Origin of the sequence: Psychrobacillus sp. AK 1817, assembly GCF_008807035.1 — a bacterium.
Taxonomy (GTDB): Bacteria; Bacillota; Bacilli; order Bacillales_A; family Planococcaceae; genus Psychrobacillus; species Psychrobacillus faecigallinarum.
Genome location: NZ_CP031739.1, coordinates 3,625,870 through 3,641,066, shown reverse-complemented (window position 1 = coordinate 3,641,066; position 15,197 = coordinate 3,625,870). Strand labels below are relative to the sequence as shown.

At 30.9% G+C, this 15,197-nt stretch carries 13 protein-coding genes; 3 read left to right on the top strand and 10 right to left on the bottom strand.

The window, feature by feature from the left end:
- The first annotated feature begins 9 nt into the window (after positions 1 to 9).
- The 3 genes from D0S48_RS18230 to D0S48_RS18220 all read left to right on the top strand — a co-directional run bounded on the left by D0S48_RS18230 (position 10) and on the right by D0S48_RS18220 (position 3,016).
- Positions 10 to 780 (top strand): DUF6414 family protein, encoded by a 771-nt coding sequence (locus D0S48_RS18230; protein ID WP_151113184.1) that lies wholly within the window; start codon positions 10 to 12, stop codon positions 778 to 780.
- Entirely contained in the window at positions 777 to 1,862 is a 1,086-nt protein-coding gene (locus D0S48_RS18225; RefSeq protein WP_151113182.1) for an AAA family ATPase, read from the top strand. Before D0S48_RS18230 ends, D0S48_RS18225 begins: the two co-directional genes overlap by 4 nt.
- A gap of 107 nt (positions 1,863 to 1,969) precedes the next feature.
- Positions 1,970 to 3,016 carry a hypothetical protein gene (locus tag D0S48_RS18220; RefSeq protein ID WP_151113180.1) on the top strand — a complete coding sequence of 349 codons (1,047 nt, stop codon included), beginning with the start codon at positions 1,970 to 1,972 and terminating at the stop codon, positions 3,014 to 3,016.
- Positions 3,017 to 3,507: 491 nt separating this feature from the next.
- Here D0S48_RS18220 and D0S48_RS18215 read toward each other — a convergent pair whose 3' ends face one another.
- From D0S48_RS18215 to D0S48_RS18170, 10 genes are all read right to left on the bottom strand, one after another.
- The gene (locus tag D0S48_RS18215; RefSeq protein ID WP_225321645.1) at positions 3,508 to 5,205 is read right to left on the bottom strand and encodes a V-type ATP synthase subunit I domain-containing protein; all 1,698 of its coding nucleotides are present in this window, start codon (positions 5,203 to 5,205) and stop codon (positions 3,508 to 3,510) included.
- Entirely contained in the window at positions 5,198 to 6,271 is a 1,074-nt protein-coding gene (locus tag D0S48_RS18210; RefSeq protein ID WP_151113178.1) for a dsDNA nuclease domain-containing protein, read from the bottom strand. The genes D0S48_RS18215 and D0S48_RS18210 overlap by 8 nt, the downstream gene beginning before the upstream one ends.
- Before the next feature lie 855 nt (positions 6,272 to 7,126).
- Positions 7,127 to 7,711, bottom strand: a complete 585-nt coding sequence (locus tag D0S48_RS18205; protein ID WP_151113176.1) for a tyrosine-type recombinase/integrase — start codon at positions 7,709 to 7,711, stop codon at positions 7,127 to 7,129.
- Between the two features lie 375 nt (positions 7,712 to 8,086).
- Positions 8,087 to 9,436, bottom strand: coding sequence for an ankyrin repeat domain-containing protein (locus D0S48_RS18200; RefSeq protein ID WP_151113174.1), 1,350 nt, complete (start codon positions 9,434 to 9,436; stop codon positions 8,087 to 8,089).
- Between the two features lie 193 nt (positions 9,437 to 9,629).
- A complete protein-coding gene (locus tag D0S48_RS18195) occupies positions 9,630 to 10,886 on the bottom strand; it encodes a hypothetical protein (protein WP_151113172.1) in 1,257 nt (418 codons plus the stop codon).
- A 149-nt stretch (positions 10,887 to 11,035) separates the two neighbouring features.
- Positions 11,036 to 11,815 (bottom strand): hypothetical protein, encoded by a 780-nt coding sequence (locus tag D0S48_RS18190; protein WP_151113170.1) that lies wholly within the window; start codon positions 11,813 to 11,815, stop codon positions 11,036 to 11,038.
- Positions 11,816 to 12,101: 286 nt separating this feature from the next.
- Positions 12,102 to 12,605, bottom strand: a complete 504-nt coding sequence (locus D0S48_RS18185) for an HNH endonuclease (protein ID WP_151113168.1) — start codon at positions 12,603 to 12,605, stop codon at positions 12,102 to 12,104.
- 663 nt (positions 12,606 to 13,268) lie between these two features.
- Complete coding sequence (locus D0S48_RS18180; protein ID WP_151113166.1) at positions 13,269 to 13,658, bottom strand: hypothetical protein; 390 nt, start codon at positions 13,656 to 13,658, stop codon at positions 13,269 to 13,271.
- 41 nt (positions 13,659 to 13,699) lie between these two features.
- Positions 13,700 to 14,233, bottom strand: coding sequence for an HNH endonuclease (locus tag D0S48_RS18175; protein WP_151113164.1), 534 nt, complete (start codon positions 14,231 to 14,233; stop codon positions 13,700 to 13,702).
- A gap of 346 nt (positions 14,234 to 14,579) precedes the next feature.
- A complete protein-coding gene (locus D0S48_RS18170) occupies positions 14,580 to 14,789 on the bottom strand; it encodes a hypothetical protein (protein ID WP_151113162.1) in 210 nt (69 codons plus the stop codon).
- Positions 14,790 to 15,197 lie beyond the last annotated feature (408 nt).

Sequence of the window (15,197 nt, the reverse complement as noted above, 5' to 3'; positions counted from 1 at the left end):
TGTGTTAATATGCAAAAGGTAATTTATTTTGATGAGGGATCTGCCACAGATATTTTACAGATAGAATATGGAGGAGAACTCATTTCAGTTGACGAAGAGAAAGGAACGGTCCATTTTGGAGGTAAAGCGGAAGTTTCAGCAGAAGTAGGAGCAGGTACAAATTTTTTTACAGCAATTAAGGCAGCTTTTAGTGTAAAAGTTAGTGCAGACGCTGCGAGTGCGAGTGATTCACTTGTCACTAAAACTATTTCAAATACTATTTTAGCCGACTTCTATGGACTTAGTAGTAAATTAAAAGAGGAAGAGAAATTACATATATTTAAGGGCTTTTCTATCCGTCCTATTAAAAATTCTTTTGCATTTATTAAAATGTATACTCCATATATGAAGATTATCAAGGAAGATTCCCCTCTTATGTCAGAAATGCAAGACTTCGATATTCATAAACTTGATGAGATATTAGAAAACGCTAAAGGTTATTACGAACTTTTAGCATATAAAGACGATACGCAAGTTATTCTAAGATTTAATATTAATACGTTTAAAAATGCATACAGCTTGATGGATTTACCTAAAATGAAACTTCAATATTATGCGGTAGAAGTAGGAGAAGCAAAAGAAACAGATCTAATAATTGAAAATGAGATGGATGGCAATGGGGAAACTACTCGCCTTTCAGCAAGCGAAGTATTAGGAGATGATGTAGGAACAAATGCAGTTAGCGACTACTTAAAAGTATATGATGTAATTCTTGCTGGAGTGGAGGCGAAGAGTAATTGAAATTTAAAATATTTAATGGTCCTAAAAGTGAATTTGATAAAAGTGTCCCCACTGAAAATGCTTTAACACTTTCAAATTTAGTAAGATCACTAGACTCAAAAGAAACTTCACATTCAGACATTTATAATAATTGTAATACATTAGTTATTTATTCAGACGAGTATTCAGGTGTTGCAGACTTTTTTATAGAAGGATTTTTAATTTATAGTTTATTATTTGCTGAAAAATATGGGTATGAAGAGGTGTTACTGCATAATCCTCCAGCTAAAATCTTACATCAACTGCAAACTTCACAAACTGAAGTAGAAATATCGGTAGATACCTATAAGTACTCTAAATTAGAATTGAGTCATTTAAGATATATAAAACAGAATTTTGATGAAGTTATTTATGGACAATCTATTGTTAAAAATGAACTTTTGGCATCACTTTATTGTATGACAAACAAAGGGGTCCAAAAACCAACCGTAATTATGCTTTACGGTCCAACCAGTGTGGGGAAAACAGAGACAGCTAAATTTGTTAATAAAGTTGTTAACCCTAAGCACACATTGTTTCGAAAACAACTCTCGATGTTTCATAATGAAAACTTTATGAATTATATATTTGGTGATAAGAGTAATTCTTTTGCTAAAGATTTATTAGATAGAGAAACAAATATCATTTTATTAGATGAGTTTGATAAAGCTCACCCAATGTTTTATAGTGCTTTTTATCAATTTTTTGATGAAGGAATTTATTCAGATAAGTTCTATGAGGTGAATTTAGAAAATACAATTATTTTTTGTACTTCAAATTATCAAAGTGAAAAAGAAATAAAGAAAAATTTAGGTGCTCCCATTTACGCAAGGTTTGATCATTTTATTAAATTTGAAGAGCTCACTACTTTTGCAAAAGAAGCTATTATAGATAGTGTTTATAAAGAAGAACTAATGAAATTCAATGAAAATGATCAAAGTGAAATTGAAAAGCAGGACATAAAAAATAAGCTTAAAAAAAAGGTTTCTTCATTAAATAATGCGAGAGAAATTAGGAAGATTATGATACAAACGATGTCGGTTCCTCTTATCGATAAACTCTAAATTTTATTATATATAGCAGCTACAGATAAAATAATGATAAGTAATGAAAATTTTAGTACAAAATAAACAAATAAATGGCCATTTATTTTGAAAGGAAGACATTTAAAGTGAAATATAATCTATTAGTAGATACATATACTTCGCAGTTAGAAGGTATAACGAACCCTTACTTTTCTTACGATGGACCAGAGGAACTAAATGTGGAAGGAGGGATTGGAAGAGCTTCACAGAGAAATTTCTATCTTAATCATCCCGAATCAGATACCTTCGTAAATAAGATGGGTTACGAAAATACATTCTATTTACATAGACTATTCTTATCTTACTATGAAGCGTATAGAAAAGTAGAGAACTTTTGGAACGATTATGCTTGTCCTTCCGTATTAAATCTCCAAGCTGATATAGTTATCGCTAATATAGAACAAACAGCAAAACAATATTCAATTGACGCCTACGACACTTATACTCTAAGTTATGCAAATTATTTAACTAACGGTAGAGAAAAAAAGTTTATGCAAGTCAATTACTTTCAAGAGTATCTTTGGGCAATAAATATGAATGAGTTTATAACTAAACATAATATCTCGCCATTTCCGGATATAAAAATTGAAAGTCACAGCATTTTTCACTCTAGTTATATAATAAAATCAGCTTTATCAAAAAAAGAAGTGAGTATTGCTCTATACGAATGGGCTAGTATCAATAATTTTAATCAACCTGATTTCATTAAACGAATCAGTAATATTTTAGAGTTAATTAAGAAGGATTTAGAGAGAAACAAACCCTTATATAATCAAATTAAAAATGGAACAGACGTAAGAGATAACGTTTATCTTCTCAATAACAGAATCCAAAATAAATGGAGATCTTTTTTCTTCGGTGTATTCAATGCTTCTGAACTTTTAGGCGCTTACTCTCGACATGCTGAATTGGAAATAAAAGATATTAAAGGTTTTAATAAAGAAGATGATTTAACTGCCGAAGAAATAGTAAAAATGTGGCGAAAGAAAGCTTTATTACCTAGCAATTCACAATTCGAACATCTATTTAGAGTGTGGTATATAGCTACATCCATACTTTTATTAAACTGGTTGAGACTTAATCACATTAATCCTAATACTGAAAATGCATCAAATAATTCTTATGGGACATGAGAAAAGTGAAACTACCAAGATATACGCTCAATTAAGCGGAAGGCAAAGATATACTTAAAGTCACTACTTATCGAAAAAAATAAAGCATAAAATTTCCCAAAATAAAATAAAGCATAAAATTTCCAAAAGGAAATTTTATGCTTTATGTCACAGCCAATCGTATGTTTCAACGACTGGAAAAATATGGAGACGGCGGGATTTGAACCCGCGTCCAGAAACTCTAACACTTAAGCTTCTACGCTATTAAACGTTGTTATATCAAGGTTTTACTCACTAGGGAGTATTACATTTTTACGAACTTGGTTCAAAGACCTTCTTAATATCAGTATATACCATATAATTGCAAATTAAAAAGAGAATCTTTATCATTTAAAGATTCTCTTCGATAATTCTTCAAATATGACTCCGACATAATGAAGCAGGTCTAGGGGTGTTTTACAACATTTTAGATATCAATAATAGCTCTAATTTCAACAATGCTTGCTCATTTATTATTTACATGCTAGCCAATATAATTCAAAATATTGCTTGATTAAAGCTTCGTTAGATAGGTAATCTTGAGTATTTAAGAGACTATATTGGGGATTATCTAAGACAATCAAATTAAAATCCTTAACATCTCCCCTATAAAAACTATCAAAATCAATAGTTGCTAAAATTATTTGATTTGGCAGCTCCATTTTATCAGTAATTAAAGATAGTATCAACTCACTATTAGATACACTTTGCTCTCCCCCTTTAGGAGAATCTATTAATAAAGGCAACCTAATATGAGAATTAGATGTGTTTTCTTTTAACTGTAAAAAAGAGTATATCCTTGCTAAGTTCACCCTAACCTGTCCGCTTCCAGAAGCTGATATCGTATGGTCAATTTCGATCTTGCTAGGTAAATCATTTTCCTTAGTATTAAATAAATGTAAATTATATTCCAATATATCTCTATAAGATTCATTGGCTTTATCAATACTATCATTCCATGATTTCAGTTGCTTATTGATTCTACTTAATTGCTTCTTCTCTTTTTTTAATTCTGCATCATTAAATAAATACTCAGTGGTAAGTTTTTGTTGAGTTTCTTCTAATCCTTTAAATCTTAGAACTTCATCAAATGTTATTTCAGACTTTACCTTTTCATTCTCAATTTTATGTAATAGTTCATTTAGTGAATAATAATCTTTCTCTACTTTTTGTTTTTTTTCCAGTACCTTTTCTTTTAAATCTATAAGCTCTATTTTAGAAGAATCTAAATCGGAAATATTATAGTTGATCCTAAATACATCTTTTGCTTGTACTTCGAAAATGGATTGACAGTTAGGACATTCAACTTCAAGATTTTTTTTAATATTTTTAATAACTTTCTCATGATCTTTTTGAGATTCATTTAAGTTATTTATTATGTTATCGATTTTGTATATTTCTTCGTTTATTTTAATAAGATTTTTTCTAAGGTTATTTAAATCAAAGGAATATTTTTTATACTTAACTAGAGTATTTTCATATTCTATCCTCAGAAACTCCAAATCTATTTCTTTCTTAAATTTTGTGAGTGTATTGTTAATATACTCCAATAAGTTAGTTGCATTTTGTAATGCTAATAACAACTCTTTAATTTTTATTTCTAATGTCTTTTTCTGTATTTGGAATTCTCCAAACTCCTCATTTAACAATGATAGATGATAATAACTATAATACTTCCTTTTATTCTTATCAAATTGATTTAAGTTGTCAAAAGATTTTAATTCTGGTGTCCACCCATAATCTTGGTCAATATAATATGGTAGAAAGGTAAATACAGGTGGAGCAATTACATAACTCTTCCCCTTCGACTCTAACATTACTTTTAATTCTAGTATTTCACTTAAGAAATGTGATAATTCGGTTGCGCTATTGAATTTGTGTAACCCATTTCTATCTTTTACAACTATAATTTTACCATGCCTAAGAAAAAGGTATGGCTTTCCTTTAATTTCTAACTCTAAAAAATGCATTTTAGTTTTTAGGTTTAAACGATCTGAAAAGAACATTTCACTACCCAAACAATAATATAATGATTTCATTATAGTAGACTTACCTAACTGATTGTCTTTACTTGTGATTATATTGATCCCTTCGTAAAAGTTAATTGTTTTAGAAGTTTTTGCTTCAATATCAAAAATAATCAGTTTCTTAAATGTCATTTGATTAACCAACGTTACTCCCTCCTTCAATTGCTTGCTCAATACAGTTCATAAAAAGGATTTCTTTCTCTTGAGGTGAGAAATACAACTCAAACTCCTGAATAAATTCTTGTTTTAACTCTGTAAGTAGTTCCTCTCTAGAACCACTTCCATTTATAATTCTTTGCCTAGAATAATCTATTATTTTTTTCATAATGCTGTTTAATATATTTGGCGCAGAGGTAAATTTGTCTTTAAAAGTTGCCAGCGCTTGCTTATACTTACTTTCTTCCATTAGATTTAGGTTTTTATATTTATATTTATCAATGATGTCACTAAAATTAATTAATTCGCTTACATTTTTTGCATTCTCTATTATCTTTTCAAAGTCAGTACTTGTGAAACTTTTTTTAGGGAGAATAGTTAAGATATCATCTTGTAAGCTAAATTCATGGCACTGCTTTGTATGTAAAATATGGTGTAATGTGTTGAATAAGGCTTCTGCAGTAACAAGACTTATATCAATTTTTTGATTTAATAAGAGTTGGTTAAACTTATTTTTAGAGATATCTAAATGGTTTTGAATTGACATATCTATTTGAGAAAATTTCAACTTTTCCGAAAAACCTTTAGTGTGAAATTCAGAGTTTTTGGATAAGTCTTCACAGATTATGTCTCTTATTTTTTCATCCACTTCACTTAAAGTTATAGACTCTCCACTAATTATTTTGTCCTTATATTTTAATGATAAATTAGAAACTAGAATGACTTCTTTTACATCTTCATCAATTTTTTCAATATGATCATACATTTTTTGGAAAACACTTTTACTGGTAAGTGCCTTTAGTTCAAAACTCCCTGCATTACTATCCTTTGTTTTTAATTGATAAGTAGTTATATTAGGAGATTCATCTGATGTTTTAAAAACTACAACATCATCGATACAATCTAAACTAATTGTGAAACTAGAGTTTTTGTACAACTCAAATAGCTGCAACATGGCAAAACTAAGTTGCATTGCTAATCGATTATATGCCATTGACCCTTTGTTTTCCCTAATGACATACTTTTTTAGATTGGGATATAATTCAGTAACCATTTCAAGTACCCCCCACACTTTATTACACCTTAGTTTAAATTTACCATATATACTTTTTGTTAGCATTTTTATTTTCGTTTCGTGTAATTCTATTTTATGTGCGTGAGCCTACCTACCTCCCATCCCCACATCTAATCTCCCTTAAAATATGGGAATAAGCCCCCACTCTATTACAAAGAAAATATTGTTTCTTTCCTCTCTGTAGAACTCTGTAGTATTGGTTTACCTTTCTACTATATAAATTCAGATATATAGCTGCTATTAATTCACCAGAGATTCCTTTATTTTCATTTATTAAATTAGCTGCTTAATTAATCTTCATGAAAAATCTAACGAATTATAGAAGATAAATATATCTATTACTAACCTTCTAGAATTAATCTAGAACATCATTACTGTTCTTAGCAACTGCTCCTCAATATATTTAAATTCAATATAATAGTAGTTTACTATCTGTTACCAAGTTATCTATTTAGCTATTTCCATTCAATTGTAGTCCTTCATTTATTTGTTACAACCCTCATGTTCCAACAGCTAAAGGTTGGTATTGCATTTATGTGTAACTAGTCACCTTGCTAGAGATGCACCTCTAGTGAAACTTAAATTTAACTTTCTAAATCAGTAAATATTCCAGCTTTATCATACAAGCCCAACTACTCATACTAAATCAACATGATATCTTCACTGCATTTACTCGTTATCAGTATTAATACGATACTAGCATTTAACTTTAGCGCTATTGTCGTTAATCTACTACTAGTGCTTACTGTATACCAAATATAACCTTTTTAGCTATGACTTCTCTTCGAACAAAAATAAGAGCATACCATATTAGATATGCTCTCTCTGAATAACCTAGAAGAACGATACGCTTTTTATACTATTCTCAATCGCTTCTTCTGTGATGCCTATGTATCTTAGTGTTGTCTTTTGCGATGAATGGTTGAATATCTCCATCAGCGTTGCCACATCTTTAGTTGCTTGGTAATAGGTGTAGCCAAAGGTCTTACGCATTGTATGTGTACCGATCGAATGATTACCTATCATATCACCTGCCTTTGCAATGATGCGGTAAGCCTGTGTTGTTGTGATATGACCATCACCTTTGCGGCTTGGGAACAGGTACATTGTATCTGATGGCAGTGTTTCAATGTAATCTGCTAAATCAGCCATAAGATTGTTCAAATAGACTGTGCGTTCCTTGTTTGTCTTACCTTCACGGATCTTGAATGAGCTTTTACCTTTGACCTGTTCCACTTTCAATGCAACTAGATCGCCACAACGTAAACCTGTTGAGATGCCTAATTTGAATAGAAGCTGATTGCGTAAACCAAACTCCTTCGACATACCCAGAGCTTCAATCAAATCATTAACCTCTGTTTTAGTTTTGAGTGGTTGAACATCAATTAACATTCCTTTTTTCTCACTGTTATTTGCCATAAAAATCCTCGTTTCCGAATGTATCCTTTTATAATTAAGTTAAAAATACCATACATTCAATAACATAGCAATAAAGGAATACTATAAAACCAACGTTTCATATGTATCCTTTTATCAAAAAGCATACATTCATACATTGTTTTAAATACAATCATCTCAACCATTCTGTACTCAAGAAAACATTAGCTGTAAAAGAAAAGCAGGAGAAATTCAAAAGGAGCGCTGAAGTCTTAATTCAGCACTCTTCTTCAATTTCTTCACAACATACTAGTTTTGATAGCAATCGCAATTCATATTATACCGAAGATAAATGGCAGCCCTTGATTTATCTCTATAAAATGATTCTTACGAACTGAAGTAGGGGTAAAATGATTACTATGAATACTTCTCTAACAAACGAATTATTGAATCACAATTGTATCTCTCTCTCGAATAATCCAATGCTGTTTTTCCCTTATTATTTTTCAGTATAACTTCCGCTCCATTTAATAGTAGTAACTCTAGGACTTTTTTATAATTCTTTAAAGTTGCCCAAATAGTTAAAGTATTACCTTCTCTGTCTTTTATATTTACATCTAACCCTTTATTTATAAACATCTGTACAATTCTTCTATAAGAACCATCTAAATCGTATTCCTTGTCAAGGATATCAGTAATAGTGGTATGCCACCTATTATCTTCTATGGCTAAAAAAATTGCTGATTCTCCTATTTCGTTTTTTAAGTTGGGGTTTACCCCAACGTCTAGTAAAACATTCATTATTTCCTCATTTTTCTTATAAGCAGCCCACATCAAGGCATTTAATGAGTTTCCGTATTTATCCTTAGAGCATAGATACGGATTTGCGCCATTTTCTAATAGTCCTACCACTACATCAACATGTCCTTCTTCAATCGACATGATTAATGCCGTTTTTCCATCTCTATCTCTCAAGTTTATATCAGCATTTCTTTGAATTAGTAAATTCATCGCTTCAACTTTTCCAGATAATGATGCTTCCATTAAAGCTGTTTGTTCTTTAAATCCTTTTAGATTTGGATCAAACCCTGCATCCATCAGCATTTTCATGATCTCTAAATGCCCTCTACTTGAAGATAGCATTAGAGGTGTGAACTGACCAATATATTGATAAACCCTTTCACTTTCCAGAATTGTTTTGACTATATTTAATTGTCCCTGCTGTGATGCTTCCTTTAATGCAGAATTTATAAAGTCATAATCCGTTTTAAGAGATTTAGTCATAGTTAAAAGTGCCAACAAAATTTCTACATAACCTTTTCGAGAAGCAATCTCTATTGATTCTATTAGCTCGTATCCTTCTTGAGATAAAAAGGGTACAATGGTACTTAACATTAAATCCACATAATTCTTTTCACCTTTTCTTACTGCAATTTGAAGAGGTGTAGTACGAGTTTTATCAGAAATAGTAGGGTTTGCTCCATTCTCCACTAATAGCTTTACAATATCGTCATAATTCTTCCTTCCCGACGCCCAAAACAATGCGGTTTTACCTACCGCATCTTGAACATTAATCTCTGCTCCATTCTCTAACAACAATTTAATAACTTCTATACTCTTGTTCTGAACTGCAATAATAATCGGTGGTTTAACATTTCTGTTATTAATATTAGGATTAACACCATTTTCCAAGGCGATTCCTATTCTTTCAATATTAGAATTTTCGGTAACCAATTTTATAAATTCTTCATTTGTGATATAACTCATAACAACCCCCAAAAGTAGTAGTTTTTCTCTTCTCTGTTTTAATTAAATCTTGATTGCAATAGTGAATAAAATCGATATTTTATTACAAAAATAAAAACAGTTGAATATAATGATAAATTACTCAAAATTATTTATAATATCTAGTATCCACAGGGTCTTCTACTTATCTAGCTGCAATCGCATTTTAAGAAGGTTAATTAAAACCTAAACTTTCTGGAAGTTTCCCACCTATTTCTTCATTTAACTTAATGTAAGACTCTTTTATTGAAGGTCTATCCTCAAATAATTCTCTTATTGCATCACCTAATCTCCAGGGTGTGTGTTGTGCATTAAATGTATCATTTAGAACACTAACTATTTGACTGTTTACTCCGTTTAGTTTCAAAAGCAGGCAGATAATATGCTTATTTTTTCTTGCCCAATTAAAGTTGTTTATCATTCCGAACTCACCAAATGCTAAATCCTTAAATATCTCAAAAAATCCACTTTCCTGCAATGAAGTAACATCAACTTGTTCCACTCGTGAGAAATGTGTGTCACCTACAACTACTGAAATCCTTTCAATTGCCTCTTTTATCTCCTCTTGAGGTATTATCTTATTCCTTAACATCGTAATAAATAACGGGTAAACTCTATAAGAATTCCAAAACTTCTCTTTCCAAAGAGAACGTATGAACCGTTTTTCATCTCGGAAATAAACCACCAAAATCGGTTCAGTCATTAATAATTCTAATATAAATGAACCCTTATCAACTAAAAATTTCACTGTACTATTAGAAAATTCTCCGTCAATTTTTAGCAAAGATACCCAAAATTTTAGAACAGTATCATCAGTTAATATATCCTTATCATTAAAATAATTATAAATATTTTGGAGAAAATCATTATGTTCCAGTTTTTCTACTACTAAAGGTATAGATTCTATTATTTTTGTATAGTCAGCACTTCTAGGGGTTACACCCCAATCATAATGAACTTTAATTTCTTCAATAAGTGATTCTTTCCCTCCATTAACTACAAACTTTGCTAGATTTGATTCAATAAATAGCCAAAACACTTCAACATGCTGGTAACTAATTTGATTTCCTTTAGCATGAGCGCAATCATTTCTTCGATCCTTCCAGTATTCATATTGCTTTCTAACTTCTTCACTAAGTAGGAATATTTCTGCGGGCTGCTTTCTATTTACTGTCTCGAATAATTTGCTCTCCCAAATATCATCATTAAGGAGATCCCTTTGTATTGAATCCCAAAGACCTTGGGGTATTGCGCTAGGCTTTTTTGCTTCTAAAACCCTGTCTTTAAGGACTGTTTGGAAAGTCAAATAAGAGAATAAAAGTGATGCTCTATATGCAGAAGCTTTATAACATAAGATTGCCTCTTTAAATAATTCACTTGCTTGTACAGATATGTTTTGTTTAATTAACCAATCTTCAAATGGAATTTTCATATACACACTCCTCTAATTACATCCCAATTTATTTTAGCACTATATGGTAATTTTTACAGGACAATTATTAGAGTTTTTATCCTAGTGATAATTAAATATAAATATCCCGAATATCTACCCCAATACACAAAAAAAAAGAGACTCTCAAATTATGAGACTCCCCTTTCGTCCGATACACCAACCCCTCCACTTTTAAACTCTTTATAATAAGTTTTGTAATGAAATTCTGCTTGCTGAGCTGCCCATGTTGAAGTGTATTCTCTATGAATCCATCTGGTGCAATAGTTCTTTGTAACTGAGTTATTAATCTGAAAGTAAACAAAGTTTAGGATTTCTTCTTCATACAATGCTTTAAGATATTCAACAACTGACTTTCTGTTTATTCCTGTACTTTTTACAATAGTATCAATTTTAGTATATGAAATTGGAACGTTGCTTGTACCATAAAATATATTACCTATCATATTAAGATAAGTTGCGAATATCTTTGGCTTATAATCGCTTTTCATTGCAACGATTTTTTGAATATCATTATAGAATACTTTTGCAAAACCCCAATCTTCATCTTTGCCTGTCGGTTTTACAAAATAGTTGTTGGAAGGTTTTAATTCCTCCACTATATTTTCCATTGCTATATTTTCGTAAATCTCGATATGTCCCATCTCCTGCAATCTGAGTAGTGAATCCTTTGTTCTTTTCCTTGTTTTATTTTGTTCAGTATTCATACCAATAAATTTCATTAAATGAGTAACTCCTGTATAAGCAACACCTTGAAAGTTGTTTGCTATTGATTTAATGATTGCTAAATGGTAAACATCTAATTCACCATTCTTGCCTAGTCTCTTAGTTTCTATGAGTGACTTGGAAATCATAATAAATGATTCTGTATTTTCTTTTGAATGCGTAGTTGATTTTTTTTCTGTATTCACAGTTGTCTTTCTCCTTATAATTTTCTATCTTCCCCATCCTATAAAAAGATTTCAATATAGCTTGTTTGAGGGGGGCAAAGAGAGGCTTTGCCGATTTGCGCCCCTATATTTCTATCTAGTATATTATCTTCTATCTAGTATTCTTCTATCTATTCCCCACTTACAATCATTCGAAATGATAGAAAAACACTACTTCTTTTAAGATTAGGGGGACACCTAATTTTTAGGTATCCTTTTCATATGATGCACCTTGTTTTTAGGTGTATATTTTAATCTAATTGCAAAACTATACCTGTAATCGAGGTGTACTTCTTTGAACTTTCACCTCAGTATATTGCTTGTTACCTATCGTTACCTTTACTGTTTCAAAGAGATGTTGTGCAATTGATTTAGCATATTCTCTTAATAGCATTGGTCCTAAGACATCATTAGGTACTGTTTCGATGACTTCGAGTAGTATCCTATCAGCTTTAGCAATATTACACCTTTTACACAATACCCACGCATTATCAATGCTACTTGCTTTAAATGGTTCACATAAAGTTTGTGGGAGCTTATGATCAACTTGTAAGTCACTAGTATTTCCACATATTCGGCATAATTTACCATACTTTTTAAAGGAAGCTAGCTTCTGCTCCTTTGTAAAATCGCCACCATTTTCCCTACGTCTTTTTTCTCTGTAATTATTGCATTCTTTACATGCACTAGTTAGTCCATCAGATTTACTTTTATCTTTGCTAAACTTTTCTACACTCTTACTTTCTTTACACTTACTACATTTTTTGTACATTGATGCTTGAAGCTAGTGTAAGCCCTCACTCTCAACAATATACCATTGCCCGACACCACGATTTTCAGCAACTTCGTCACCTCTCTTTCTGAAATTGGATTTTAGATTCTGTGTTATTTTATATTAAAGAATTAGTTAAATTCGCTCCCTAAAAACAACACAAAAAAGGAGTTGAATCTACATGATCCAACTCGTTAGAAAACACACTTATCCCCTGTTTAAGAATAGGCATAGTAAATCCTATCCGTTTTTAGTAAGTAACAGGTATTTGGATATGTGTGCCTCTAAAGAGGCGGGTACATGTAGAAACAACTCCTTAAATAGTTTATTTATTATATGATAGATTTAATTTTCAATTGTTATGTCAAAAATTATACTACTATACATATGATTATGCAATAGATTTTTTCCTTGGAAACATTTTATATTATGTGGACATGGTACACATTTCGAAGTTTACTATAGAAATACTTATTGGTTATGTCTTTTTAATGTATGAAAAGCAGTAAATACCCGTCTCGTATCGGTATTTTTAACATTGAGTTATGTGGATTAAGGTGGTATCATCCGTAAATTAGGCTAGTGAGGCATGATAGCTCAGGAGCTGGGAGTACTGAACGTTTCGACTCCTGCTAACACATAAGAAAGTAATTCATCGTACATCTACATTTTAATTGAAATGTCATAATTTTTTTCTAATCCCATACTCTTTACAACTAGATGTTTATCTATTAAAATCCTTAAAGTTTCGCTTTTCATAGTTAAATGACCTTTAGCAACAATTGTTAAACCATCATCTAACAATTCCAGTATCTCACTCAACCACTTCTCATACATAAACAACTTTTCAACTCTTTCTTTTGTTAATATAATTACTTCTTTACCATTATTATATGTTACATATTCAGTATTATTTTTTTGGCAACTTATCAAATAAGTTAAAAAAGCGCTAAAATTACCTCCGTGTTTCTTTTCTGATTCTTCCAGTGCATATTTATAAAGATCCTGTCTTAAGCTGATACTCTTTTTAATTGTAACTTCTTCCTCTGACATTGTTTATCCTTCCCTTCAACGTATACTTAAACGTATTAAACTCAGAGCATTTTAATAATTCTATTTCTAAGAAATTCTTCTAATAACAGATCACCTTTTTCGTTATTACACTTATCACAACAACAAACACAATTTGAAAAGGTACTTATACCTCCCTTTGACTTTGGAATAACATGATCCAACGTATTTCCTAGAGCATTACAATATCTGCATAGAAATCCATCTCTCTCAAGAATCATCTCTTTAAAGGTTGTATTGCTATACATTAGATAGATAAGATTGTCTTTAACAATAAAAGCCACTTTTTCTTCTACCATCGCTACTGCATTGTTATAGGAAACAGTATAGAATACTCTGTTTTTCGAACTTATCTTTAATCTTACATTTATACGCGTCTTTTTAAGAACTTTAATATCAAATGAATTTGAAGATAGCATTTTTTTATAGCTTTTACATTCATGGCAATAAGATTTTCTCCTACTTTTATCACGTCCATTAGATACGAATTTTGTATGGTATTTCAACCTGCCACAAATAGAACAAGTCTTAAACAATCTACAATATTCTTCTATCATCGCAACTCTCCTTCTAGCTTACTTACACTAACTTTTAGATTTTTCAAAAGTATACTGCACCTTTTAGGATTGGTAAATACTAGAAAAAACCAAAAGTATTGCAATGGTTTATTGTATAACCAACACAGCAAGCATTCTGCTCCTTATTTTAGTAATATTAGACTTAAACCAATGTATTAAGAGTTTGCTGAAAGTTTTTTTAAGCTTTTTCTCTCTACGGGGCTAGAAACTAAATTCTTTATCCTATTTATCTTACTCGGATATAACAAAAAAAGAGCGGTCATTGTGACTGCTCTTTCCAAATATAGTTATATTATTTTATCTAAGATCACTCTATTTGATAATTTCAGCTTCTAAAAGCGGTACTGAAAGTTTGATATCCTGCAGTAGATTGATAAGTATGAGATTCCATAATTGTTCCGTATACAGAGATTATATCTTCTTCTACGAATGGAGTTGTTCCTTCATATGTAATAAAGTCAACGTCATTATAATCATATCCATATGAATCCTTTGTAACTGCAAGCCTAATCACAGTAGAGCTTTCATCTTCCATAATCTACAGAATTTCCCCTTGTTATTTTACATATTCCGTTTCAAACATGTTAATTTAGTTTGATTTCTCACGTCCATACTGTCTAACCATTTATAAATTGCTTCTGCGGAAATATCCCCAACATTTCGTATGTTTGTTTTGCTTTGAAAATGCTCAACATAAAGGACATAATTACTTATAGTTCGGCTTCTATTGCCACTCCCCCTCATTTGCCTAACAATGGTTTTAGGAGCATCAGAAATTAAGATTGTGTCCACATTTAACAGTTTTGACCAGAGTACGATGATATCGTAGTCAGCTTTTCATCGTCTTTCTAGATCTTGTAGACCAACTAAGCATTGTTTAGAGTCGCCTCAGATTGGCTAACATGCCATTTCACAGAATGAGATGAAGAAGAGCTAGGGTCAA

Coding starts and splice junctions, on each gene's coding strand:
- D0S48_RS18230 (WP_151113184.1), top strand. CDS start 10: ATGCAAAAGGTAATTTATTTTGATGAGGGATCTGCCACAGATATTTTA.
- D0S48_RS18210 (WP_151113178.1), bottom strand. CDS start 6,271: ATGGTTACTGAATTATATCCCAATCTAAAAAAGTATGTCATTAGGGAA.
- D0S48_RS18205 (WP_151113176.1), bottom strand. CDS start 7,711: ATGGCAAATAACAGTGAGAAAAAAGGAATGTTAATTGATGTTCAACCA.
- D0S48_RS18200 (WP_151113174.1), bottom strand. CDS start 9,436: ATGAGTTATATCACAAATGAAGAATTTATAAAATTGGTTACCGAAAAT.
- D0S48_RS18195 (WP_151113172.1), bottom strand. CDS start 10,886: ATGAAAATTCCATTTGAAGATTGGTTAATTAAACAAAACATATCTGTA.
- D0S48_RS18185 (WP_151113168.1), bottom strand. CDS start 12,605: ATGTACAAAAAATGTAGTAAGTGTAAAGAAAGTAAGAGTGTAGAAAAG.
- D0S48_RS18180 (WP_151113166.1), bottom strand. CDS start 13,658: ATGTCAGAGGAAGAAGTTACAATTAAAAAGAGTATCAGCTTAAGACAG.
- D0S48_RS18175 (WP_151113164.1), bottom strand. CDS start 14,233: ATGATAGAAGAATATTGTAGATTGTTTAAGACTTGTTCTATTTGTGGC.
- D0S48_RS18170 (WP_151113162.1), bottom strand. CDS start 14,789: ATGGAAGATGAAAGCTCTACTGTGATTAGGCTTGCAGTTACAAAGGAT.